This window comes from Paraburkholderia sp. SUR17 (assembly GCF_029536165.1).
Taxonomy (GTDB): domain Bacteria; phylum Pseudomonadota; class Gammaproteobacteria; order Burkholderiales; family Burkholderiaceae; genus Paraburkholderia; species Paraburkholderia kururiensis.
This window is the reverse complement of the sequence record NZ_CP120508.1, coordinates 2320725-2344961: the sequence shown is the minus strand read 5'-3', so window position 1 is coordinate 2344961 and position 24237 is coordinate 2320725. Positions and strand designations below refer to the sequence as shown.

The following is a 24237-nucleotide window of genomic DNA, read 5'->3' as shown; positions in this document are numbered from 1 at the left end:
AATTGCGACGGCCTATCGCACACGGACCCCGCGCCGCTGTGTGGACCGCGCGCGAAAGCGGTGCGCAAAAACGCCTTTAAACAGGCATGGTCGATGCTTGAATGCCTCGCATCGGTGACATACGACGCCTGAACAGGGCTGTTCGACGCTCTGGGGTGACCGCGCACGGTCCGCATTCACGCTGATGGTGCATACGTCGCCGCGGCGGGTTTCGCCGGTGTCTCGCTCAGTACCGCGCCCGTGCCGCTGGGCGGGCCGAGGCAAGACGCCAGACCGAACCCTTGTTTCCCGCTATTTCGAAGCATGTGTTGCCGACTCTCTGGAACATTTCGAAGGAGCTTTCCGCGTCATGACCCGATTCAACACCCGTTCTTTTCAGGACGTGCGCCGCACACTGATCGAACGACGCGAAATTGCGTTGCTCGACGTGCGCGAGGAGCATCCGCACGCACAGGGCCACCCGCTTTTCGCTGCCAATCTGCCGTTGTCGAGGCTCGAACTCGACGCACCCGTGCGCCTGCCGCGCCGCTCGGTCCCCATCGTCGTGCTCGACAGCGGCGAAGGACTTGCCGCGCGCGCTGCGCAGCGTTTCGTCGAACTCGGCTATACCGACGTAGCGCTGTTCGAAGGCGGCCTGAAGGGCTGGACCGCCGCCGGCGGCGAACTTTTTCGCGACGTCAACGTGCCGAGCAAGGCGTTCGGCGAACTCGTGGGCACGGAGCGCCGCACGCCGTCGCTCGATGCGCGCACCCTGCAGGCCATGCTCGACCGCGAAGAGAACGTCGTCGTACTCGACGCGCGCCGCTTCGACGAATACCAGCTCATGAACATTCCGGGCAGCATCAGCGTGCCCGGTGCGGAACTCGTGCTGCGCGCGCGGCAGATTGCGCGCGATCCTTCGACGCACATCGTGGTCAACTGCGCGGGCCGCACGCGCAGCATCATCGGTGCGCAGTCGCTGATCAACGCCCGCGTGCCGAATCCGGTCAGCGCGCTGCGCAACGGCACCATCGGCTGGAGCCTGGCGGGGCAGCCGCTCGCGCATGGCAGCGCGCGCCGCTATGACGCAGCGCTCGACGACGTGCTGCGCCTCGAAGCCGCGGACCACGCTCGCGCCCTCGCGGACCGCGCCCGGGTGGGCCGCACGACGCGCGACGAGGCACGCCGCTGGGCCGACGAGCGCGTGCGGACGATCTATCGCTTCGACGTGCGCTCGCAGGAGGAGTACGAAGCGGGCCACGTGCCCGGCTTTCGCCATGCACCCGGCGGGCAGCTCGTGCAGGAGACCGACACGTTCGCGCCCGTGCGCGGCGCGCGCGTGATTCTCGCGGACAACGACGGCGTGCGCGCGAACATGACCGCGTCGTGGCTCGCACAGATGGGCGTGGAGGTCTATGTGGCCGACGGCCTCACGCGCGGCGACTTCAGCGAGGAGGGACCCACCACCGCCGTGCGCGATGCACTCGCGGCACCTGTCGCTCAGGAGGTGACCCCCGCGGAACTCGCGTCGTGGTTACACGAGCCGGGCACCGTCGTGATCGATCTGACCACGAGTACGAACTACGTGAAGCGCCACATTCCGGGCGCCTGGTTCGCCATTCGCTCGCTGCTGGCCGATGCCGTGCATCAGCTGCCGCAGGCGCGCCGCTACGTGCTCACGTGCGGCACCAGTACGCTTGCGCGCTTCGCCGCGCCGGAACTTGCGGCGCTCGTGGACGGCAAGCCCGTGCACGTGCTCGCGGGCGGCACGGCTGCGTGGATCGACGCGGATCTGCCGGTGGAAGCGGGCGAGACGCGGCTCGCTTCGCCGCGCATCGACCATTACCACCGTCCTTATGAAGGCACCGACGTGTCGCGCGACACGATGAACGCCTACCTCGAATGGGAGTGCGGGCTCGTCGCGCAGCTCGCGCGCGACGGCACACATGGTTTTTTCGTGATCTGAGTGTCGAACGGCCGGTGGTCGGCGTGTGTGTCCGCATGCACGCGTGTACGCGGGTGATGCGCGAAATCGGTGTAAACGCGGTCTCGATAAATGCCGGTGTTGAGTCTAGATTGTGGGGCACCGAGACACACCGAATAGTCGAGGGACCAGCAAGCCGCGTGAGACGGCCCATCAATCACGGGGATGGCGCGCAGGTCGGAGGCATTCGCCTCCGACCGTGTGCGTCATCTGCGCTCATCCACTTTCCGCCGCCTGGGTTCGCGCATGTCGCGAGCCTGAAGCGTTCGTCGCTTCTTGGTCGCTTCTTCGTCCCCCCTTCGTCCGTTCTCGCTGTTTTCCCCCGCACACGGTTATGCTGTCGGACATTGCGTTTGGCGCACGCCCGTTCGTGCATGCATTCGACCATGTTCAACCCACACTCTCGCAGGCGGTTCGCGCGCGTGATGCTCATGACCGCGCTGGCCGTCAGCGTCACGCTAGGCGGCTGCGATAGCCGCGAAGGCGACCGGCTCGTGCAGAAACTCAAAGCAATCTTCAACGCCATCAAGCCCGACTTCCTGTTGCTGCGCGGCCTCACGCCCGGCGTTTCCACCGAAGAGCAGGTGCGCGACCAGATGGGCCGGCCCGAGACCGAACGCGTGTTTACCGATGGTTCGAAGCGCCTCGAATATCCGCGCGGCCCGCAAGGGCTCAACACCTACATGGTCGATATCGATCGCGACGGCAAGCTTTCCGCCATCACGCAGGTGCTCACGGCCGAAAACTTCGCGAAGATTCGCCCCGGCATGAGCGAAGACGAAGTGCGCCGCCTGCTCGGCAAGCCCGGCGAGATCGCGGTGTATCCGCTGAAGCCCGAAACGGTGTGGAGCTGGAAATGGCGCGAAGGCGGGGTCAACGAAGAGGCGTTCTTCAACGTGCACTTCGGGCCCGATGGCCGCGTCTCGACCACCTCGCGTTCCGACATCATCCGCGGACATTAGCGATACTGGCAGCGTACCGGTGACACGTGGGGATAGACCCGCGACCTACGCCTGATCGAAGAGGACCACACAGACTCATGCAACGCAGAATTCGACCTCCGCGTATCGCGCTCGTGCTCGGCGGCGGTGCCGCACGCGGCTGGGCTCATATTGGCGTGATCCGCGCGCTGCACGAGGCGGGCATCAAGCCCGACGTCGTGTGCGGCACGTCGATTGGCGCACTGGTGGGCGCCGTGTACGCGAACGGCGACCTCGACTGGCTCGAAGAATGGGTGGGCCGGCTCACGTGGCAGGCCGTGGTGCGCCTGCTCGACCCGCGCTTCACGGGCGGCGGCCTGCTGGGCGGCCGCAAGCTCATCAATCTCTTCGCCAACCGCTTCGACGGCTGTCTGATCGGCGAGTTGAAGATGCCGTTCACGGCCGTGGCCACCGAACTCGATACGGGCCGCGAGGTGTGGCTCCAGGAGGGCAGCGTGGTGGACGCGGTGCGCGCTTCCATTGCGATTCCGGGCATCTTCACGCCGATCTGGCATGACGGCGCCTGGCTCGTGGACGGCGGGCTCTCGAATCCGGTGCCGGTTTCGGCGGCGCGCGCGCTGCGCGCCGACTGCGTGATCGGCGTGGATCTCAATCACGACATCCTCAATGGCCGCGATCTGGGCGGCGCCGTGGACGACACGCCCGTGCCCGACCCCGACGCGCCGCCGCCCGTCGCGCTGCGCCGCAACGGCAAGCCGTTTCCGCGCTGGCTCCAGCCCGGGCCGCAGACTACTGATGTGCGCGTGCGGCCCGCGCCGGGCGCACGCGTGCCGTCGCTGCTCAACTCCATTGCGCAGAGCATCGACATCATGCAGGTGCGCATCACGCGCAGCCGCCTTGCGGGCGAGCCCGCGGACATCATGATCCAGCCGCGCCTGGGCGGCATGGGCATCTTCGACTTTCACCGCGCGGCGCCTGCCATCGAAGAGGGCAAAGCCGCTGTGGCCTACATGATGCCGGCCATCCGCGCGCGGCTGGGGCTGGACGGCTGAGGCTGAAGCCGGAAAGCAAGTGGGCCAGGAAACCGGAAGAACACAAGGCGGCGCGGACTCTCCAGCCCGCTCGCACCCGTTGCCGGTCTATCGAAAAAGCGACCGCAAACTTGCGAATTTGCGGCACACCGACACTGGCTGCAGGCTCTTGACGGCGCGGTGAAGCCCGCCGTGGCGCGGCTTGGCGAGCCGCCATCGCGTCACGCGAACTTATTGCGTTGCAGCATCGCAACCGCGTCCGATTGAGCAATTCATTTTCGCTTGCGAGTATCCGCGCCATGCAGCACGGTGGCCCGTTGCGGCAAGGCCTACACGGCCTGCGTGGCCCGGCCTGCGAGGCTCGACCTACGCGGCCCGCCCCGAACAAAACACCCACGGAGACAACCCAGTGTTCCTGTACGGCTTCGGCCCGATACTTCTTGCCGGCACGGTCCAGACCATCGAGCTTTCGGTGCTCTCGCTCGCCGCCGCCGTGTTGCTCGGCCTCGTGGGCGCCGCGGCGAAGCTCTCGTCGAACCGGCCGATCGCCGCGGCCGGCACGGCCTACACCACGCTGATCCGCTCGGTGCCCGACCTCGTACTGATGCTGTTGCTCTTCTACAGCATCCAGATCGCGGTGAACAATGTGACGGACCTGCTCGGCTGGGACCAGATCGACATCGACCCGTTCGTGGCCGGCGTGCTCACACTCGGCTTCATCTACGGCGCGTACTTCACCGAGACCTTCCGCGGCGCCTTTCTCGCCGTGCCGCGCGGCCAGCTCGAAGCGGGCTACGCCTACGGCATGAGCGGCGCGCGCGTGTTCGCGCGCATCCTCTTTCCACAGATGATGCGTTTCGCGCTGCCCGGCATCGGCAACAACTGGCAGGTGCTCGTGAAGGCCACGGCGCTCGTCTCCATCATCGGGCTCGCCGACGTCGTGAAGGCCGCGCAGGACGCGGGCAAGAGCACCTTCAACATGTTCTTCTTCATCCTCGTGGCGGCGCTCATCTATCTCGCCATCACGACGGTTTCGAACGTCGTGCTGCTGTGGCTGGAACGCCGTTATTCGACCGGCGTGCGGCACGCGGAACTGTAAAGGCTCAGGCGACCATGATCGAAATCCTCACGCAATTCGGGCGCGCGTTTCTCTACTGGGACGGGCAGCGCCTCTCGGGTCTTGCCGTGACGCTGTGGCTGCTGGTGGCTTCGGTGGGCATCGGCTTCGTGATGGCCGTGCCGCTCGCCGTGGCGCGCGTCTCGAAAAAGCGCTGGATCTCCACACCGGTGCGCTTTTACACCTACGTGTTTCGCGGCACGCCGCTCTACGTGCAACTGCTGCTCATCTACTCGGGGCTCTACAGCCTCGAGTTCGTGCGCTCGCACACCGTGCTCGACGCGTTCTTTCGCAGCGGCTTTCACTGCGCCATTCTCGCGTTCGCGCTCAACACCTGCGCCTATACGACCGAGATCTTCGCGGGCGCCATTCGCGCCACCTCGCACGGCGAGGTGGAAGCGGCGCGCGCCTACGGCATGACGTGGCTCACGATGTACCGGAGGATTGTGTTACCGTCCGCGCTGCGCCGCGCCCTGCCGCTGTACAGTAACGAGGTGATCCTGATGCTGCATGCCACCACCGTTGCGTTCACGGCCACCGTGCCGGACGTGCTCAAGGTGGCGCGCGACGCGAACTCCGCCACTTACGCCTCGTTCGAGTCGTTCGGGCTCGCGGCCTTGATCTACTGCGCCGTATCGTTCGCGCTCGTGGCGGCGTTTCGCCGGGCCGAACGCCGCTGGCTCGGCTATCTCGCCGTGCGGCGGCACTGAGATTCAGAGCACCGAGCGTCAAGACACCGAAGCACCGAAGCACCGAAACATCGGGTTGACCCGGCCGGCCCTGCGGCTGCCGGCCTGCATTCTGACCGGGAGAGCATCTTGCCCCAAACCACGCAAACCGAAACCTGCAAGCTGAGCGCGCAGGACATCCACAAGCGCTACGGCGACAACGAAGTGCTCAAGGGCGTCACCCTCAACGCGAAGAAGGGCGACGTGATCAGCATCATCGGCGCGAGCGGGTCGGGCAAGAGCACGTTCCTGCGCTGCATCAATTTTCTGGAGCGGCCCAACGCGGGGCAGATTGTCGTCGACGGCGAGACCGTGCGCACGAAGGCCGACCGCTACGGCAACCTCGAAGTGGCGGACCACAAGCAGTTGCAGCGCATCCGCACGAAGCTCGCCATGGTGTTTCAGCACTTCAACCTCTGGGCGCACATGAACGTGCTGGAAAACGTGATGGAAGCGCCCATTCACGTGCTCGGCGTGCCGCGCCGCGAAGCCGAAGACCGCGCCCGCGAGTACCTCGAAAAAGTGGGCCTCGCGCCGCGCGTGGAGAAGCAGTATCCGTCGCATCTTTCGGGCGGCCAGCAGCAGCGTGTGGCGATTGCGCGGGCGCTGGCCATGCATCCGGACGTGATGCTGTTCGACGAGCCCACGTCGGCGCTTGACCCCGAACTCGTCGGCGAAGTGCTCAAGGTGATGCAGAAGCTTGCCGAGGAAGGCCGCACGATGATCGTCGTGACGCATGAGATGGGCTTTGCGCGCAACGTCTCGAATCACGTGATGTTTCTGCACCAGGGCCGCACCGAAGAAGAGGGCACGCCCGGCGAAGTGCTCGGTGCGCCGAAGAGCGAGCGCCTGCGCCAGTTCCTGTCGGGCAGCCTCAAGTAAGGGCGCGTGGCGGTGGCCGTTACCACCGTCGCCGCTGTTGCCGCTGTTGCCTTTTTAGCAGCATTCCCCATCGCTGTTTTCCCACTCCACACCGCACTCGCGCTGACTTCACGATGGCCCGCACGTCCAGCCCCGCTCGCACCACACAGGTGGCTATCGTGGCCTTGCCGCCCGTGTCGATGTCGGGCGTGGGGCCCATTGTCGATACGCTCAATCTCGCCAACGAGATCGATGGCCGCGCGCTGTACCGCTGGCAGGTGTGCTCGTGGGACGGCCGGCCCGTGCCGCTCGCGGGCGGCGCGCACTGGGCCGCGGACGCCGCGTTCGGCGACGCGCTCGCGTGCGACTGGCTGATCGTCGTGAGCGAGCGCTTTCAGCAGTTCGCCGACTATCGCCTCTTTCTCGCGAGCCTTGCGCGCGTGGGGCAGCGCACGCCGCTTGTCTCGGGCATTCATCACGGCGTCTGGTGGCTCGCCATGGCCGGGCAACTGTCGGGCTACCGCGTGAGCGTGAACTGGGAGGCTTACCAGCAGTTCGCCGAGCAGTTCGAGCGCTCCATCGTCACCCAGCAGATCTTCGAGATCGACCGCGATCGCGCCACCTGCGCGGGCGGCCAGGCCACGCTCGACTTCATGCTCGCGATGATCGGCCGCGAGCACGGCCCGGAGCTGGCCGAGCGCATTGCGGATGCGATGGGCACGGGCGCGATTCGCAGCGGCGAGGAGCGTCAGCGCATTCCGTTCGTGACGGCGCCCGGCGAGCGGCATCCGCGCCTGAACGACGCGCTGCTGCTCATGGAAGCGAATATCGAAGACCCGCTTACCACCGACGAAATCGCGAATCTCGTCGGCGTATCGCGCCGGCAGCTGGAGCGGCTTTTCCGGCAGTACCTCGGGTCCATGCCGTCGAAGTACTACCTGGGCTTGCGGCTCGCCAAGGCGCGCACGCAGTTGCAGCGCACGAGCAAGTCGGTGGTGCAGATCAGTCTCGCGTGCGGATTTTCGTCGGCGGCGCATTTTTCGAACGCGTACCGCGAGCGCTTCGGCGTGACGCCGCGCGAGGACCGGCGCAACTGGATCGAAAAGCAGCACGGCGGGGCGGCGGGCGAGGGCGGCCGGCCAACCCGGTTGACGGCCGACGAGCCGCGCGCCACGGCGCTGATCGAACGGCCCGACGAAGACGGCTTCGAGCGCTGAGGGTGCATCGCGCATCGCGGCATGCAGGAACGGCAAGCCCGATAGAACGCGTCGCCTTCACGCAAGACGGTACCGGCAGGGTTTCCTACACTACTTTCATTAGCGCCTCGCGCGACTTCCCACAGGATTGGCCATGAACGACCTGACAGTGACCCGACAGACTTTCGACGAAGTGATGGTGCCCGTGTTCTCGCCCGCGGCATTCGTGCCGGACCGCGGCGAGGGCTCGCGCGTGTGGGACACCGAAGGCCGCGACTACATTGACTTCGCCGGCGGCATCGCGGTCACGGCGCTCGGCCACGCGCATCCGGCGCTGCTCGACGTGCTGCGCGAGCAGGGCGGCAAGCTCTGGCACATCGGCAACGGCTACACCAACGAGCCCGTGTTGCGCCTCGCGAAGCGTCTGGAAGCGCTGACCTTCGCCGACCGCGCGTTCTTCGCGAACTCGGGCGCGGAAGCGAACGAGGCCGCGCTCAAGCTCGCGCGCCGCGTCGCGTTCGACCGCTTCGGCGCCGACAAATACGAGATCGTTTCCTTCACGCAGTCGTTTCATGGCCGCACGTTCTTCACCGTGAGCGTGGGCGGCCAGCCCAAGTATTCCGAGGGCTTCGGCCCCGTGCCCGAGGGCATTCGCCATCTGCCGTACAACGACATCGCGGCGGCGAAAGAGGCGATCGGCGCGAAGACGTGCGCCGTGATCGTGGAGCCGGTGCAGGGCGAGGGCGGCGTGATTCCCGCCGACCCCGTGTTTCTGCGCACATTGCGCGAGCTGTGCGACGCGCACGGCGCCGTGCTGATTTTTGACGAGGTACAAACGGGCGTGGGCCGCACGGGCCACTTCTACGCGTACCAGGGCACGGGCGTGACACCCGACATCCTCACCACGGCGAAGGCGCTCGGCAACGGCTTTCCGATCGGCGCGATGCTCACCACGAACGAGCTCGCCGCGCACTTCAAGGTGGGCGTGCACGGCACGACGTACGGCGGCAATCCGCTCGGCGCGGCTATCGCGGAAAAGGTGGTGGAGATCGTAAGCGACCCCGCGGTGCTCGCGGGCGTGAACGAGCGCGGCAACGCGATTTGCGCGAAGCTCGCGGCGCTCAACGCGCGCTTCGGCATCTTCCGGGAGGTGCGCGGCAAGGGTCTGTTGATCGGCGCGGAGCTGACCGAAGCCTGGCAAGGCCGCGCGAAAGACTTCCTCACCGCTGCGGCGAAGCGCGGCGTGATGATGCTGATTGCCGGCCCCGATGTGCTGCGCTTCGCGCCGTCGCTCATCATGCCGATGGACGACCTGAACGAAGGCTTCGCGCGCATCGAACAGGCTATCGAAGACGTGGTCGGTACCGCTTCGAGCGTTGCGGCCGAAGCCGCGGCGCGCTGAACGGCACGCCGAACGGCGCGCTTCGCGCATTCATCTACCTACTGGAACGACGATGCTATTCGTACGCCCTGCGAGACTGGCCGATCTGGACGCGATCGCCCACATGGCACGCACCGCGCAGCCGGTACTGCATTCGCTGCCGCACGACCGGCAGGCGCTGGAGGCGCGCATCGCGCTCTCCGAAGATTCGTTTCGCGCCGACGTCGATTTCCCCGGCGAAGAGTTCTACCTGTTCGTGCTCGAAGACAGCGAGACGGGCCACCTGCTCGGCACGGCGAGCATCGTGGCGGCGGCCGGTTACTCCGAGCCGTTCTACGCGTTTCGCAACGACGCGCTGATTCACGCGTCGCGCGAACTGCACGTGAACCGCAAGATTCACGCGCTCACCATGTCGCACGAACTGACGGGCAGGAGCCGGCTGGCGGGCTTTTATATCGACCCGTCGTTGCGGGCAACGGCGGCGGCGCATTTGATGTCGCGCGCCCGCATGATGTACATCGCGGCGAACCGCAAGCGCTTCACGCCCGAGGTCTTCTCGCTGCTGCTCGGCGTAACGGACGAATCGGGCGTCTCGCCGTTCTGGGAAGCCGTGGGCCGCAAGTTTTTCGGGCGCGACTTCCGCGAGATCGAAGTGGCCTCGGGTGGGCGCAGCCGCACCTTCATCGCGGAAGTGATGCCGAGCTATCCGCTCTATGTGCCGCTGCTGCCTGAAGCGGCGCAGCGCGTGCTGGGCGAGCCCGACGAGAAGGCGCTGCTCGCGTGGGAGATTCATCTGGAAGAAGGCTTCGAGACGGACCGCTTCGTCGATATCTTCGACGCCGGCCCCGTACTTACGGCGCAGATGGATCGCACGGCGTCGGTGCGCAGCAACGAAACGCGTGCGGTGCGCGAAGACGGTGAAGCGTCGGCGAGCACCGCAGCGTACCTCGTGGCCCGCAACCATGCCGACGACTTCCGCTGCGTGCTGGCCGAATTGCCCGTGCTGGCGGAAACTCACAGCCACGCGAGCCGCGGCGACGCATGCACGAGCCGTCACCGCGGGGAGGCAAACGCACCGCTCACCGCCGCCGCGCGCGCGGTACTCGGCGTGCAGGAAGGCGACGCCGTGCGCTGCGTGCGCCTGCATCGCGACGCAGAAGGCGCGGAAGATGCGCAAGACACACAAGACAGCGGCCCCTACCCAACCAGGGACGAACCGATGGGAGACGCACCATGATCGTCGTTCGCGTCGTGCAGACGGGCGATGTGGACGCGCTCGTCGGGCTCGCCCAGGAAACGGGGCCGGGCCTCACCACGTTCAAGCCGGATCGCGAGGCGCTCGCCGCGCGCATCGCGCGCGCTCTGCGCACGATGGAAGACCGCGCCGAGCCGTACGAGAAGGGCTACTTCTTCGTGATGGAAGACACGGCCACGGGCGACGTGGCGGGCGTGTGCGGCATCGAAACCGCCGTGGGCCTGCAGCAGCCGTTCTACAACTACCGCGTGAGCACGGTGGTGCACGCGAGCCAGGACCTCGGCATCTGGACGCGCATGCGCGCGCTCAACATCTCGCACGACCTCACGGGCTACGCCGAAGTCTGCTCGCTGTTCCTCTCGCCGCGCTATCGCACGAGCGGTGTGGGCGGGCTGCTTTCGCGTTCGCGCTTCATGTTCATCGCGCAGTTTCGCGAGCGCTTTCCGCAACGCATCTGCGCCGAATTGCGCGGCCATTTCGATGCGGACGGCACCTCGCCGTTCTGGCGCGCGGTGGGCTCGCACTTCTATCAGATCGACTTCAACGCCGCGGACTATCTGAGTTCGCACGGCCGCAAGTCGTTTCTTGCGGAGCTGATGCCGCGCTATCCCGTCTACGTCGAACTGCTGCCCGAGGAGGCGCAACGCGCCGTGGGCCTCACGCACAGCGACACGCTGCCCGCGCGCCGCATGCTCGAAGCCGAAGGGCTGCGCTACGAGAACCACGTCGACATCTTCGATGCAGGTCCGGTGCTCGAATGCCATATCGCGGACCTGCGCACGGTGCGCGAAAGCGTGGTCGTGCCGGTGGAGATCGTCGCGGCACATGAGCCTTCGAGCGAAGCGGCGCAAGCCCGCTCACTGGTATCGAATACGTCGCTTGCCGACTTTCGCGTGGGCGTTGCGCCGGGCGTCGTGGAAGACGGCGTGTTCCGCCTCTCGCCCGACGAAGCCGCCGCGCTGCGCGTGGCTGCGGGCGACCCCGTGCGCGTGCTGCCGCTCAAACAGAAACAGGGATGACTATGAACGAGCTTTTCATCGACGGCGAATGGGCCGCCGCCAGCGGCCCCGCCTTCGCCTCGCGCAACCCCGGCACCGGACAGACCGTGTGGGAAGGCCGCAGCGCATCGGCTGAAGACGTGGACTATGCCGTGCGTAGCGCGCGCCGCGCGTTCGCCGCGTGGTCGCACACGACGCTCGACGAGCGTTGCGCGATCGTGCGCCGGTTCGCCGCGCTCATCAACGAACGCAAGGAAACGCTGGCCGAAGCCATTGGCCGCGAAACCGGCAAGCCGCTCTGGGAGGCGCGCACGGAAGTGGCGTCCATGGCGGCCAAGGTCGAGATCTCGATTCAGGCCTACCACGAGCGCACCGGCGAAAAGCGCACGCCGATGGCCGACGGCGTGGCCGTGCTGCGGCATCGTCCGCATGGTGTCGTGGCCGTGTTCGGTCCGTACAACTTCCCGGGGCATCTGCCGAACGGGCACATCGTGCCGGCGCTGATCGCGGGCAATACGGTGGTGTTCAAGCCTTCGGAACTCGCGCCCGATGTGGCGCGGGCCACGGTCGAAGTGTGGCAGGCCGCGGGCTTGCCCGCGGGCGTGCTCAACCTCGTGCAGGGCGAGAAGGACACCGGCGTGGCGCTCGCGAATCACCGGCAGATTGACGGCCTGTTCTTCACGGGCAGCTCGAACACGGGCACGCTGCTGCATCGCCAGTTTGGTGGGCGGCCCGAGATCGTGCTCGCGCTGGAGATGGGCGGCAACAATCCGCTCGTGGTGGCGCCCGTGGCCGATCTCGACGCGGCCGTGCATCACACGATTCAGTCCGCGTTTCTCTCGGCGGGGCAGCGCTGCACCTGCGCGCGCCGCATTCTCGTGCCGCGCGATGCGTTCGGCGACCGCTTCGTCGAACGCTTTCGCGACGTGACCTCGCGCATCGAAGTGGGCGAGTACAACGCCGACCCGCAACCGTTCATGGGCGCCGTGATCTCCGCGCGCGCCGCGGCGCGACTCGTGGAGGCGCAGACGCATCTGCTCGCGAACGGCGCCAAGGCGCTCTTGAAGATGGAACAGCGCGACCCGTCGCTCGGCTTCGTGAGCCCCGCGATGCTCGACGTAACGAACGCGAGCGATCTGCCCGACGAAGAGCACTTCGGCCCGCTCGCACAGATCGTGCGCTACGCGACGTTCGACGAAGCGATGGAGCGCGCCAACGATACCGCCTACGGTCTCTCGGCCGGCCTGCTCGCCGACGACGAAGCGCTCTGGGCGCGTTTTCGCGGCCAGATTCGCGCGGGCATCGTCAACTGGAACCGGCCCACCAATGGCGCCTCGAGCGCCGCGCCGTTCGGCGGCACCGGCCGCTCCGGCAACCATCAGCCCAGTGCGTATTACGCGGCGGACTACTGCGCCTACCCGATGGCGTCGGTGGAAAGCGCCGAGCTGCACATGCCCGCGAGCGTTTCGCCGGGCCTTCATTTCTGAGGATCGACGCGATGCAAGCCTTTGAAGCGAATTTCGACGGACTCGTGGGGCCCACCCACAACTACGCCGGGCTCTCGTTCGGCAACGTGGCGTCGAAGAACAACGAGAAGTCCGTGGCCAACCCGAAGGCCGCCGCGAAGCAGGGCCTGCGCAAGATGAAGCAGCTCGCGGACCTTGGCTTCCAGCAGGGTGTGTTGCCGCCGCAGGAGCGGCCTTCCGTGCGCCTGTTGCGCGAACTGGGTTTCTCGGGCAACGAAGCCGCAATGATGGCGCGCGCCGCGAAAGACGCGCCCGAATTGCTCGCGGCCGCCAGTTCGGCTTCGGCAATGTGGACCGCCAACGCGGCGACGGTGAGCCCGTCCGCTGACACCCACGACGGCCGCGTGCACTTCACGCCCGCGAACCTGTGCAGCAAGCTGCATCGCGCCATCGAACACGAATCCACGCGCCGCACGCTGCGCGCCATTTTCGCGGACCCCGCGCATTTCGAGGTGCACGACGCGCTGCCGGGCACGCCCGCGCTGGGCGACGAAGGCGCGGCGAACCACACGCGTTTTTGCGCCGAATACGGTGCGCGCGGCGTCGAGTTCTTCGTCTATGGTCGCAGCGAATACCGGCGCGAGCGCGAGCCGAAGCGTTACCCGGCGCGTCAGAGCTTCGAGGCGAGCCGCGCTGTCGCGCATCGCCACGGGCTAGACGAAGACGCGACTGTCTTCGCCCAGCAAAATCCGGACGTGATCGACGCAGGCGTGTTCCACAACGACGTGATCGCCGTGGGCAACCGCCACACGTTGTTCTGCCATCAGCGCGCGTTTGTCGAGCAACAGCAGGTGTACGACACGCTGCGCGAGAAGCTCGCGAAACTCGCTGCGCCGTTCGAGGTGATCGAGGTGCCCGAAGCGGCGGTGAGCGTGGAAGACGCCGTGTCGTCGTATCTGTTCAACAGCCAGTTGCTCACGCGCGCGGACGGCCGCCAGGTGCTCGTCGTGCCGCAGGAATGTCGCGAGAATGCGCGCGTGGCGACGTATCTGGATGGTCTTGCCGCGGGCAGCGGTCCCATTGATGACGTGCTGGTTTTCGATCTGCGCGAGAGCATGAAGAACGGCGGCGGCCCCGCGTGCCTGCGCCTGCGCGTGGTGCTCAACGAAGCGGAGCGGGCGGCGGTGGCGCCGGGCGTGTGGATCGACGACGCGCTGTTCGGGCGGCTCGATGCGTGGATCGAACGGCACTATCGCGACCAGCTTGCGCCCACGGATCTGGCCGACCCGCATCTGCTGGTGGAATCGCGCACGGCGCTCGACGAACTCACGCAGATTCTCGGTCTCGGTTCGCTGTATGACTTCCAGCGCTGAGCCGGGCGGGAGACTTCACTTGAGCACGCACGGGGGCACGCCGGCCGAGATGCTCGGAGACTTCCTCGCGTTCACGCTGGCGGGCCGGCGTCTCGCGTCGCATGAAGCGCAGGGAGCCACTGCGCACGGCGTGCGCTGGCGCTGGCACGACGAAGGCGTGCTGCAACTCGAACCCGCTGACAACGCGAGCGGCGGGCGCAGCGTCGTCGCCTCGGCGGGCGTGCATGGCGACGAGACTGCGCCCATCGAACTGCTGTCGCGGTTCGTCAGCGACATCGCAACGGGGCGCGCCGCGCTGGCGTGTCGCCTCCTCGTCGTGCTGGGCAACATTGCGGCAATGCGTGCTTCGTGCCGCTATCTCGACGACGACCTCAACCGGCTCTTCAGCGGACGCCACGCGCAACTTGAAGCAAGCCGTGAGGCGCCGCGCGCCGCCGCGCTCGAACGTGCAGCAAACCGCTTCTTCGACGATGCGCCCACCGCACCGGGCGCGCGCTGGCACATCGACATGCACACGGCGATTCGCGCCTCCGTATTCGAGCAGTTCGCGCTGCTGCCCTACACGGGTGCGCCGCCCACGCGCACGATGTTCGAATGGCTCGCCGACGCGCGCATTGCCGCCGTGCTCATTCACACGGCGAAGGGCGCGACCTATTCGCACTACACGGCCGAACGTTGCGGGGCGATAGCGTGCACGCTGGAACTTGGCAAGGTGCGGCCCTTCGGTGCGAACGATCTGACGCGCTTCGCGGGCGCGGACCTCGCGCTGCGGCGGCTGGTGAGTGGCACGACCGGCGAGGCTGCGGCACCGCTGCCGCGCGTCTTCACCGTGATCGACCAGATCACGAAGCAAAGCGAAGCGTTCGAACTCTTTCTCGCGCCCGACGTGCCCAACTTCACGCCGTTCGAAAAGGGCACGCTGCTCGCACGCGACGGCGACTACCACTACGCGGTGCGGCATGACGAAGAGCGCATCGTGTTTCCGAATCCCACCGTGAAGCCGGGACTGCGCGCGGGGCTGCTCGTGATCGATACGACGCGTGAGACGCTGGCGTCGCTGAGTTGAAGCGGTTGGCTTCGGCGGTTCGCTTCTTTGGCTCGATTTCTATTGCTGGACCTTCGTCGCTGGACTTCAGTCGCTGAGCGTCGATCGATCTCGTTCGCCCTCACGCGGATCGTGCCGCTGCAAACCTTGTAGAGCCTTGCCTGAGCGCGACGCGAAATTGCATCTTCGTGGGACGGTGCTTGCGCGCTTCGAAGTGCTGAGTCGGGCGGCCAGATATGAATTCCGCGCCATCGCCTTTGCTGGTTCAGGCACCGATACGAACCACGCATCTGTAGAATCACGCGCTCGCCGCTGTTGCGGCGCATCACAACGGCGTGCCGCATTTGAGCGGACATTTTGTCGTTGCGATGCTGCGCTACCGGAATTGGCCGATGTCAGCTCGTGCCGCTTCCGGCCGCACGAACCGTTTGTGTTTTCGTATCCATTGACCCCGCAAAGGGCGCCTTCATGAAATTGAACTCGAAATTGAACTGGAAGAGTATGGCCGCCGGCGCGTTGTTCGGCGCGGCAGCACTGGCAACGAGCGGCGCGATGGCCGCCGACATCAAGGAAATCCGCTTCGGCCTGGAGGCGTCGTATGCGCCGTTCGAGTCGAAGACGCCGGCGGGTGACCTGCAAGGCTTCGACGTCGATGTCGGCAATGCCGTGTGCGCGAAGCTGAAGGCCAAATGCGTGTGGGTCGAGAATTCGTTCGACGGCCTGATTCCCGCGTTGGAGGCACGCAAGTTCAACGCGATCAACTCGGACATGACGATCACCGACCAGCGGCGCCAGGCGATCGACTTCACCGATCCCATCTACACCATCCCCAACCAGATGATCGCGAAGAAGGGCAGCGGCTTGCAGCCCACGGCGTCGTCGCTGAAGGGCAAGCACGTGGGCGTGCTGCAAGGCACGATCCAGGAAACGTACGCGAAAGCGCGCTGGGCGCCCGCAGGCGTGGACGTCGTGCCTTACCAGACGCAGGACCAGATCTACGCGGACCTCGCGGCGGGCCGGCTGGATGCTTCGTTCCAGGACGCCGAGGCAGCATCGAAGGGGTTCCTCAAGCGTCCGCAGGGCGCGGGCTTCGAGTTCGCCGGACCGCCCGTGAGCGACGAAAAGCTGCTGGGCGCGGGCGTGGGATTTGGCGTGCGCAAGGGCGACAAGGTGCTCAAAGATGCGCTGAACGGCGCGCTCAAGGAGCTGAAGGCCGATGGGACGATCGATCGGCTGGCGGGGAAGTATTTTGATGTGAAGGTGGTGGTGAAGTAGGGGACTGCTGGTTGGTTGAGAAGCAGTGAGGACGGCCGCGGGAGTGCGGCCGGTTTTTTTGGAAGGGGTGGTTGGGGGCCGAGGAGGGACATTCGGCCTTCCCGAAAGCAGCCATCCGATCGGGGGCACTTCAGAGTCAACCCGCCTTCATCAATTTGCGAATGGAAACGAATGCGAGTTGTGTCAGACATCCTTAAGGCTTCTCCACCACGGGTTTAGCGCCTCTACCCTCAATGTTCCAGTTTCACGGGCACATGCCAGCATGGACGCGATTTCCCTTTTAACCGCAGGACCGGTTCTCCTAGAAAATCAGCTCCTCAGAATGTCCCACACGATGCTCGCGAGCAGCGGCTAGGAGTGAGGCGACCCCGAAAATCTCGGTCCTCACCTTGCAGCGGAGTTTTTCAACACAATATAGGCTGGATGTCATCAGTTGCCGACCGTCGTAGCCGGTGCTAGGCGACACGTCTTTGTCCGGAAAAATGTTCCGAATGGCCTGTTGCATCGAAAAACTACTTTTAAATTTGTCGCTCCAAGCGACCAACCTACTCAGCAAATCTTCGAGCTCTTTGTCTGGAAAGCGGCACCAATGGCGCCGCAGCTCATGACCAACAACGGTCCCAACAAGAACTGCCCCATCGACCGCCTAGGACTCGGTCATTCAAATCCCGGAGCCGAGCATAGAGCCCGACCTGGATTTTTGCGAAAAAGCCCTGATCGGACCACCCGATGGCGCGGATGTGGATTATGCAATACGCATGATATTCACTGTCGTTAGCATTCAAACGTTTGCACAAAAGACGCGAGTCTCCGTAAATGGTAACTTATGCGTTCTTGGCCTATGTATGCGTATTACATGCCCTCGATGATTTCATTGCCAGGTCATATTTCCAAATCGTGAGGAATGAAGTGCCTGATCCGTTGCTAGGCCGGAGATAGAGGCACGCCGCATCCGAGGGACAACAGACTCTGTGGAAATATGGAGGCACCGAATTTAAGGGTATATACGATCTGGATCGACTTTCGGGTGCGTTTTTTAATAAAACGATGGTGAACCGATGTTAGGTACAGCAACCTTTCAAAAGATCCTCGGTAAAGCGATGTTCATCACATTGATTGTGCTTTTGATCATCATCTGTAAGGTCGTGGGCGGGCTCACATTTCTAGATCCTCTGTGATACCACAATGAAAGAAGATACAGATCGAGGCCAGTTATGGCTCACGCTGTGCGTCGCATGCTTCCTGATATTCTGGTTCGCACGCTTTATACAGACAGGCAGCTACGATCTCGTGCAGCACTTCCTACTGGTTGACGAAATCATGCGCCACGCTGGAGTACGACCACCGCCGGTACCGAATCTGGCGACAATGGCTTACTACCCGCCCGGGGCGCATTGGGCGGCTGCGATCGTCGGGTGGGTAGGCGGCTCCGGACTGGTCGGGATCACCGTCGTATCAATACTATCGATCTATGCTTGTTACCTCTTGATCATTCGCCTTACAGGCGTCGATCTTTCCAGGATAACTCTGCTTGCCGTCGCTTTTGTAGGAACTGCGTGGAGCCATTCTTTCATCGGCTGGGAGGTCGCCAGAGTTTTCTTCTATCCGCAACTCGTCGCGGATGTCATCTTTCTTGGGACCCTTCTGTTGGCTTCGCGGGAACCGTCCCACTGGCATTGCGCTGTACTCTTTGCGGTCAGCGCGATACTTACGATGTGGATTCAGCCGCTGATTGCCCTGCACGTCCTAGGATCGGGTTGCGTGCTCATGGTCGTCAAGCTGATCGACGTCCGCCATGAGCGCCATAAGCTGGTTGGCCACGCTATTGCGACCGTGGCGCTTGTCATTGCTGCCGGCGCAATTGCTAAGTTCCATCCGGCTTTCCGGGTAATGACCCAGATCGCCAGCAACAATGGATATCTGGAGTTCGGCTATCGCCACATCATTCCGGTAGCGACCCTATGCGGCATCCTCGGCGCAGCAAATCTATTCAAACGGCTGAGCGGCGGGAAAGCCGTTGCTATTGACGCCGTGCTGGGTTCCGCAGTCATCGCCGCTATGTTGTTGACGGTCGCGCAGTTGGTTGCTTTCCGCCTTTATGGCGCCGGTTCGTCGTACGCCGTCAAAAAGCACATGTTTATAGTCTTTACACTAGGCGTGATGAATCTGGTACGCCTTGTTGCCGGTGCGCTTCCGACCTCTTTTAGAAATCTGAAAGCACCATGGGTTATGGTGCCGGTGCTCTCTGGCCTATTTTCATTTCTGCCGCTGCGCCATTTTGATGTGCCGGTTAATCCGATCCTGAGCGCGATGAACTACGCAAATTACGCGGTGCACTATGGGTTTCCCGAATTTTCGCCAGGTAACACGGCCGACGGAGATACAACAGAGCCGAAAATGGCGCAGGTTATGATTTCCCTAACGGCATTCCAACATCCATTTAACGAGAAGGCGATCTCTTGGCAACAAGGGCGGACGATTGCAAACGCCATGCAGTATGTGATGGTAAGGCGTACGCACGAGACAGAAGCAGATTGTCCGATACATTACGCACAAGGGACCGAGTATATGATCGTTCGGCCTACCTGTCTAAGGTCCTACCGACTTGACGAGACATTCGATTTCACCACAAGCCAGGATGGACCGCGCTTTCTCAGAAACGGCTGGGAACCTCCCGAAAAGTGGGGAACGTGGTCAATAGGAGACAGGGATGCGGCGATCACGGTGCCCCTCCTGCCCGAAAGCCGCGGGCCGTACAAGCTCGTGGTCAAGAGTATTGCCTTCATTGACAAGGCTCATCCTCGTCAAATGGTCAATGTGGAGGTCGGTGGCATCCAGGTGGCACAATGGACCTTCGACAATGAAACCCCGGGTGGTGTGAATTCGATCATGGTTCCATCCAGCGCTGTGTCGGGCAATTCGATGGACGTCGTGTTCAAAACGCCGGGCGCGGTGTCGCCGAAGCAGATCGGCTCGTCGGTTGATCCACGTGTACTTGGAATCGGTCTTATCAGCTTAAACGTACAGGATCTCGGAAAGTAGATATAAGGTGCATATCGCGTTTTTAGGGGGTAAGCGTCCAACCTTGATCTTGTGCGGCGGCGGCTGCCTCACTTACATTCATTTCGGTTCGGAAGCCATCTACTTCGAAAGCGACACCCGGCAGAGGTGCTGTAGCAGCCAGCGCTACCAGAGTCGTCTTTTCATCTAGTCGCCGTCCACCAGTTTGACCATTCACAGTCTCCGCTACCGTGCAATGTGGGCGGAATCGTTGTGAATATCGTTACCAGTCCATGCCGCCATGCCGCCATGGCGATAGGGACGCACCGAGTTACAGCGCCAAATTTCGATGCGTCTCCTTCTGACGCTGCGTTATCCCGCGAGTCGGCTCGTGATCGCAATATCCTCGGTTACTGCCAGGAATCTCGCAATGTCACTCGGCGCATGGCAATGCAACGGAGAGATACGCACCGCACCGTCGAGGTTGAACGATTTCAACATCCGCCCCGAGTAGAGGCTTGTCGCAATCCGCTCATAGACGATCACGCCGCGCTCTTCATAGGCGCGCACGGCGGCAGTCGGATCCAGACCATCGAAGCCGATGCCCGCGATCAGATCGCGGCGCGTCAGATCGTCGTGATCCCAGAACACGCGCACGCCATCGATCGCTCGCAGCCCACGCTGTCCATCAGCTCCGTCCAGCATCAACGAAAGCAGCGCTCGCTCGTGTTCTTCGATGCGGTGCATACCCTGCGCGAAGCGTTCGCGGCGGTCTTCGGCGTCGCTGAACTGCGCGCCGATCCACGCGACGTAATCGACAATTGCGCTCACCACGGCAAACTGCGCCGGCGCGGGGCTGCCGAGTTCCCAGACACCTTGCTCTTTGGCCGCGAGCCGATGATGAGGAAGTTCCGCGAGCCGTTCCGACAGCCACGCCACGCCCGCGCCCCGGCATCCGAAGAACTTGTACGGCGCGAAGTTGATGCCGTCGACGGGCGTCTTCTGCAAGTCGATGACCGCGTGCGGCGCATGCTGGACCGCATCGACGATGATGTAGAGATCCGGCTTGCGCGCCCGCGCGCGTTCGACGATTGCCGCGATGTCCAGCTTCGCGCCCGAAATGTTCGACGCGTACATCACGCTCAATAGCGATGTGTTCTCGTCGATGAGCGAAACAATGGCATCGACATCGACGCCGCCCGTTTCGGCGTTGCTTGGCGCGACGCGCAGCGCCTTGCCGGTGCGCTCGCAGTACAGCGTCATCGCGTCGAAGGACGACGGGTGCTCGAGAATGGTCGTTACGGCATTCGTGCCAGGCACGTTCTCCATCACCGCGCGCACCATTTCGAACATCGCCGCCGATGCCGTCAGCGAGAGATACACGCTGCCGTCCCGCGCGTTGAGAATGCGGCGGATGTCGTCTTCGCCACGCGTCTGAATGTCCTGCAAAACCAGCGCGCGTTCGTGGATGCGCTCGGGACAATCCGGCAACGCGTCGATCTGCGCGAACGCTTCCAGTGCCGATTTCAGTCTGAACGAACCGCCGGCGTTGTCGAAGAAGAGACGCGCACGGCCGTCGACGTCGTGATCGACGTAATGAAAATGGCGCTTGATCTCTTGCATGACCGATTCGGAAAACAACTGTCCGCGACGGCTACTCATTTCACTTGCTCCTCGTTCTACGATTGCCATTTCTGCTTTTACCTGTTCTCATGCGTCCAGCGACGCGATATAAGCCTTGCCTTTTTCCACGTCGTACTGGCCTTCCCATCTGGCGATGACGAGCGGTGCGAGCGCGTTGCCCACTACGTTCAGCGCGGTGCGTCCCATATCCATGATCCGGTCCACGCCCGCGATGAACGCGAGCCCTTCGAGCGGCAAGCCCGCGCTCGCGAGCGTCGTCAGCAGGATGACGAACATGAAACCCGGCACACCCGCTGCGCCCTTGGATGTGACGACCATCGTCAGTATGAGAACAATCTGCTCTTGCAGACCGAGATGCACGCCATACAGCTGGGCGACGAACAACGTGCCGATGCCGAGATAGATCGATGCGCCGTCGAGATTGAAGGTGTAGCCCGTCGGCACCACGAAGGTCGTGATGCTTTTAGGTACGCCGAAGTCCTCCATCTTCTTCATCAGTTGCGGCAGCACCGTCGCCGAGCTGCACGTCGAGAACGCGATGATCAGTTCGTCCTTGATGACGCGCAGCAGCGTGAAGATGCGAAATCCAAAGATGCGCGCCGTGATGCCGAGCACGAACACCGCGAACACGATGATCGCGAGGTAGGTCACCGCTACGAGTTTGATAAGCGGCAACAGCGAACCGAAGCCGAAGCTCGCAACGGTCACCGCGATCAGCGCACACACGCCGAAGGGCGCGTAACGCATCACCATGCCGGTGACCTTGAACATGGCATCGCTGATGCCTTTGAAAGTCGCGATCACGGGGTTCCGATACTCGGCAGGTACCGATTGCAGGCCAAGTCCGAACAGCACCGAAAAGAAAATCACGGGCAGAAGGTCGCCGCGTCCCATTGCCATGACGATGTTGTCGGGAATGATGCTCAGCAACAGCGCCATGAAGCCGTGGTGTCCATGGGTCTGCTGAGATGTCTGCTGATAGCGCGAGATATCAGTGTGGCCAAGCTGCGACAGATCGGTGCCCAGGCCCGGATGCAGCACGTTGCCGAGCACGAGACCCAGCACGATGGCGATCGTCGTGATGATTTCGAAGTACACGAGCGTCTTCAGGCCGATGCGCCCGAGCGAGCGCCCATCGCCCACGCCTGCGATTCCCATCACCATGCTGGTGAAGACGATAGGCACGACGACCATCTTGATCAGGCGGATGAAGACTTCGCCCGCCGGTTGCAGGAAGCCGTTGATCGCGGATTCGCGAAACTCCGGGAAACGGTTGAGTACCAGCCCCACCACGATACCGACAATGAGGCCGATCACAATTTGCATAGCGAGCCCGACGCGCGGCTTGCGCTCCATGCGCTCGGGTTGAGGTATTTCCATGACGGATTCCATGCGTTCTCCAGACTCGTATCGGTTGATATGAATAAAGTCGAGCCTCGCCCGGACTCGTTACGGGCCAAAGTAATCAGCCAAAATGAGCAAAAAAAGCGATTTTTTTCTATGAGAAACTATCGCTTTTGGTGATGGAAGGTGCGAACCATGCTGACGTTCAAGCAGATGGAGGCCTTGTACTGGATCGTTCAGCTCGGTTCGTTCGAGGCCGCCGCGACGCGACTGAACACCACGCAATCGGCAATCTCCAAGCGCGTGCAGGAGCTGGAACGCGCATTCGACGTGCTGGTGTTCGACCGCGCAAATCGCAGCGCACGTCTCACGGAGAAAGGGACAGAGTTCTTCGAGCACGCTAAAGAACTGCTCGAACGGCGCGACCAGATCGTCGAGCGCATGAGTTCGAAAGAGGCGCTGGTACGTCAGATCCGCATCGGCGTGACAGAGCTCACGGCGCTGACGTGGCTGCCGCGCCTTATCGCGGCGATTCAGACCGAGTATCCGAAGGTGAAGGTCGAAGCAGAAGTGGATCTGAACGCGATGTTGCGCGAACGGCTGGCCGCGGCGACTGTTGACGTCATCATCGTGCCGCAGACGCACGAGGTCGAGCCGTATGCGTCGACGCTCGTCGGTCAGGTTCAGAATAAGTGGATGTGCGCGGCCAGCCTCGCGCCGGGCAAGCGTGCGATTCCGCTTGCTGACATCGCGAAGTTTCCGCTGATTTTGCAGGGCGGCCTGTCGGGTACGGGTTACGTGTACAGCCGGTTTCTGGAGGAGCAAGGCGTAGCGTTGCAGAAAGTGCTGGCGAGCAACAGTCTTATTGCGCAGATCGGGCTCACGCTGTCGGGACTTGGCGTCAGTTACTTACCCGAAGCATGTCTTGCGCGCATGCTCAAGCGGCGGGCGCTTGTCGTGGTGCCGACTTCCCCAGCATTGCCTCCCGTTAGATACGTTGCTATGCATCGGGCAGAGCAGCCGCATTCGCTCAGTGCTGCTGTGGCGAGGCTTGCGGCGCAATCGTGTGACTTCTCCTCGAATCTGCTTGATCCGGACGTTAGGCGAAAGTAGAGGTGAAAGTAAAGGCGAAAGCTTTCCGCGCCCCCGCGTAAAGACCCATCCCCACCCTCAACCTCCCTCCCACTGTGCCGTAATCCAGAACGTGATGTCGCAATGTATCCACGCAAACGTAAGCGAATCGAAGGCACGTAGCGAGACGAAAGCGGCATGGAAAAACAGGTCGAAACCATTAGCCATCCACTGCCAGCACCCAACCCGCCAGGATAGAATTTGACCTTGTTTTCGCGGCCCGCAAACGGTTCACACCTGGCCCGCACGCAAGCGGTGTCACACCGCATCGAAGCAAGCACGCAAGCATCGCGATACACAGAAAAGCCGCACACACCACCACAAAGACTCACACGAACACCAAGGCGCGACGCGCTTCCCGGGGGACCGCAATGACGACAAGAGCAGCCGCAAGGGCAGGGGCCGAGACGGGCGAAGAATCGGGCCGCGAACTGGGCCGCGAACCGGGCAGGCAGCACGGCGGCTACGAAGTGGAGTTCGCGCGTCAG

General features: G+C 63.6%; 18 protein-coding genes. 16 read left to right on the top strand and 2 right to left on the bottom strand.

Annotated features, from left to right (window positions below):
• Positions 1-349 precede the first annotated feature (349 nt).
• The 15 genes from P2869_RS10255 (at position 350) to P2869_RS10185 (ending at position 19672) form a co-directional block, all read left to right on the top strand.
• Positions 350-1945, top strand: coding sequence for a rhodanese homology domain-containing protein (locus tag P2869_RS10255; RefSeq protein ID WP_277596378.1), 1596 nt, complete (start codon positions 350-352; stop codon positions 1943-1945).
• 443 nt (positions 1946-2388) lie between these two features.
• Positions 2389-2925 (top strand): outer membrane protein assembly factor BamE, encoded by a 537-nt coding sequence (gene bamE, locus P2869_RS10250; RefSeq protein WP_277598107.1) that lies wholly within the window; start codon positions 2389-2391, stop codon positions 2923-2925.
• A gap of 77 nt (positions 2926-3002) precedes the next feature.
• Complete coding sequence (locus tag P2869_RS10245) at positions 3003-3956, top strand: patatin-like phospholipase family protein (protein WP_017776462.1); 954 nt, start codon at positions 3003-3005, stop codon at positions 3954-3956.
• A 388-nt stretch (positions 3957-4344) separates the two neighbouring features.
• Positions 4345-5034: a histidine ABC transporter permease HisQ gene (gene hisQ, locus P2869_RS10240; protein ID WP_277596377.1), complete on the top strand. Its 690-nt coding sequence runs from the start codon at positions 4345-4347 to the stop codon at positions 5032-5034.
• 14 nt (positions 5035-5048) lie between these two features.
• Positions 5049-5762, top strand: coding sequence for an ABC transporter permease (locus P2869_RS10235; RefSeq protein ID WP_126876203.1), 714 nt, complete (start codon positions 5049-5051; stop codon positions 5760-5762).
• 108 nt (positions 5763-5870) lie between these two features.
• Complete coding sequence (locus P2869_RS10230; protein WP_017776465.1) at positions 5871-6662, top strand: ABC transporter ATP-binding protein; 792 nt, start codon at positions 5871-5873, stop codon at positions 6660-6662.
• 113 nt (positions 6663-6775) lie between these two features.
• Positions 6776-7858, top strand: coding sequence for a GlxA family transcriptional regulator (locus P2869_RS10225; RefSeq protein WP_277596376.1), 1083 nt, complete (start codon positions 6776-6778; stop codon positions 7856-7858).
• Positions 7859-7991: 133 nt separating this feature from the next.
• On the top strand, positions 7992-9239 hold the full coding sequence (locus P2869_RS10220) for an aspartate aminotransferase family protein (RefSeq protein WP_277596375.1): 1248 nt from the start codon (positions 7992-7994) through the stop codon (positions 9237-9239).
• Between the two features lie 52 nt (positions 9240-9291).
• Complete coding sequence (gene aruF / locus P2869_RS10215; protein WP_277596374.1) at positions 9292-10455, top strand: arginine/ornithine succinyltransferase subunit alpha; 1164 nt, start codon at positions 9292-9294, stop codon at positions 10453-10455.
• Positions 10452-11492, top strand: a complete 1041-nt coding sequence (gene astA / locus P2869_RS10210; protein WP_277596373.1) for an arginine N-succinyltransferase — start codon at positions 10452-10454, stop codon at positions 11490-11492. The genes aruF and astA overlap by 4 nt, the downstream gene beginning before the upstream one ends.
• A 2-nt stretch (positions 11493-11494) precedes the next feature.
• Positions 11495-12958, top strand: a complete 1464-nt coding sequence (gene astD / locus P2869_RS10205; RefSeq protein ID WP_277596372.1) for a succinylglutamate-semialdehyde dehydrogenase — start codon at positions 11495-11497, stop codon at positions 12956-12958.
• Positions 12959-12969: 11 nt separating this feature from the next.
• On the top strand, positions 12970-14310 hold the full coding sequence (gene astB / locus P2869_RS10200) for an N-succinylarginine dihydrolase (protein WP_277596371.1): 1341 nt from the start codon (positions 12970-12972) through the stop codon (positions 14308-14310).
• Between the two features lie 49 nt (positions 14311-14359).
• A complete protein-coding gene (gene astE, locus P2869_RS10195; RefSeq protein WP_277598106.1) occupies positions 14360-15376 on the top strand; it encodes a succinylglutamate desuccinylase in 1017 nt (338 codons plus the stop codon).
• Positions 15377-15823: 447 nt separating this feature from the next.
• Positions 15824-16630: an ABC transporter substrate-binding protein gene (locus P2869_RS10190; protein ID WP_277596370.1), complete on the top strand. Its 807-nt coding sequence runs from the start codon at positions 15824-15826 to the stop codon at positions 16628-16630.
• A gap of 1185 nt (positions 16631-17815) precedes the next feature.
• On the top strand, positions 17816-19672 hold the full coding sequence (locus tag P2869_RS10185; protein ID WP_277596369.1) for a hypothetical protein: 1857 nt from the start codon (positions 17816-17818) through the stop codon (positions 19670-19672).
• Between the two features lie 330 nt (positions 19673-20002).
• Here P2869_RS10185 and P2869_RS10180 read toward each other — a convergent pair whose 3' ends face one another.
• On the bottom strand, positions 20003-21292 hold the full coding sequence (locus tag P2869_RS10180; protein WP_277596368.1) for an aminotransferase class V-fold PLP-dependent enzyme: 1290 nt from the start codon (positions 21290-21292) through the stop codon (positions 20003-20005).
• Between the two features lie 48 nt (positions 21293-21340).
• Positions 21341-22666, bottom strand: coding sequence for a cation:dicarboxylase symporter family transporter (locus tag P2869_RS10175; RefSeq protein WP_346833724.1), 1326 nt, complete (start codon positions 22664-22666; stop codon positions 21341-21343).
• 147 nt (positions 22667-22813) lie between these two features.
• Between P2869_RS10175 and P2869_RS10170 the strand changes: the two genes are divergently transcribed.
• Positions 22814-23731 (top strand): LysR family transcriptional regulator, encoded by a 918-nt coding sequence (locus tag P2869_RS10170; protein WP_199539837.1) that lies wholly within the window; start codon positions 22814-22816, stop codon positions 23729-23731.
• Positions 23732-24237 lie beyond the last annotated feature (506 nt).

Bases quoted from the DNA above. Each gene is read 5' to 3' on its own strand.
- P2869_RS10225 (WP_277596376.1), top strand. From the start codon at position 6,776: ATGGCCCGCACGTCCAGCCCCGCTCGCACCACACAGGTGGCTATCGTG.
- astD (WP_277596372.1), top strand. From the start codon at position 11,495: ATGAACGAGCTTTTCATCGACGGCGAATGGGCCGCCGCCAGCGGCCCC.
- astB (WP_277596371.1), top strand. From the start codon at position 12,970: ATGCAAGCCTTTGAAGCGAATTTCGACGGACTCGTGGGGCCCACCCAC.
- P2869_RS10180 (WP_277596368.1), bottom strand. From the start codon at position 21,292: ATGAGTAGCCGTCGCGGACAGTTGTTTTCCGAATCGGTCATGCAAGAG.
- P2869_RS10190 (WP_277596370.1), top strand. From the start codon at position 15,824: ATGAAATTGAACTCGAAATTGAACTGGAAGAGTATGGCCGCCGGCGCG.
- P2869_RS10235 (WP_126876203.1), top strand. From the start codon at position 5,049: ATGATCGAAATCCTCACGCAATTCGGGCGCGCGTTTCTCTACTGGGAC.
- bamE (WP_277598107.1), top strand. From the start codon at position 2,389: ATGCTCATGACCGCGCTGGCCGTCAGCGTCACGCTAGGCGGCTGCGAT.
- astE (WP_277598106.1), top strand. From the start codon at position 14,360: ATGCTCGGAGACTTCCTCGCGTTCACGCTGGCGGGCCGGCGTCTCGCG.
- astA (WP_277596373.1), top strand. From the start codon at position 10,452: ATGATCGTCGTTCGCGTCGTGCAGACGGGCGATGTGGACGCGCTCGTC.
- aruF (WP_277596374.1), top strand. From the start codon at position 9,292: ATGCTATTCGTACGCCCTGCGAGACTGGCCGATCTGGACGCGATCGCC.
- P2869_RS10245 (WP_017776462.1), top strand. From the start codon at position 3,003: ATGCAACGCAGAATTCGACCTCCGCGTATCGCGCTCGTGCTCGGCGGC.
- P2869_RS10170 (WP_199539837.1), top strand. From the start codon at position 22,814: ATGCTGACGTTCAAGCAGATGGAGGCCTTGTACTGGATCGTTCAGCTC.
- P2869_RS10175 (WP_346833724.1), bottom strand. From the start codon at position 22,666: ATGGAATCCGTCATGGAAATACCTCAACCCGAGCGCATGGAGCGCAAG.
- P2869_RS10185 (WP_277596369.1), top strand. From the start codon at position 17,816: ATGAAAGAAGATACAGATCGAGGCCAGTTATGGCTCACGCTGTGCGTC.
- P2869_RS10255 (WP_277596378.1), top strand. From the start codon at position 350: ATGACCCGATTCAACACCCGTTCTTTTCAGGACGTGCGCCGCACACTG.
- P2869_RS10220 (WP_277596375.1), top strand. From the start codon at position 7,992: ATGAACGACCTGACAGTGACCCGACAGACTTTCGACGAAGTGATGGTG.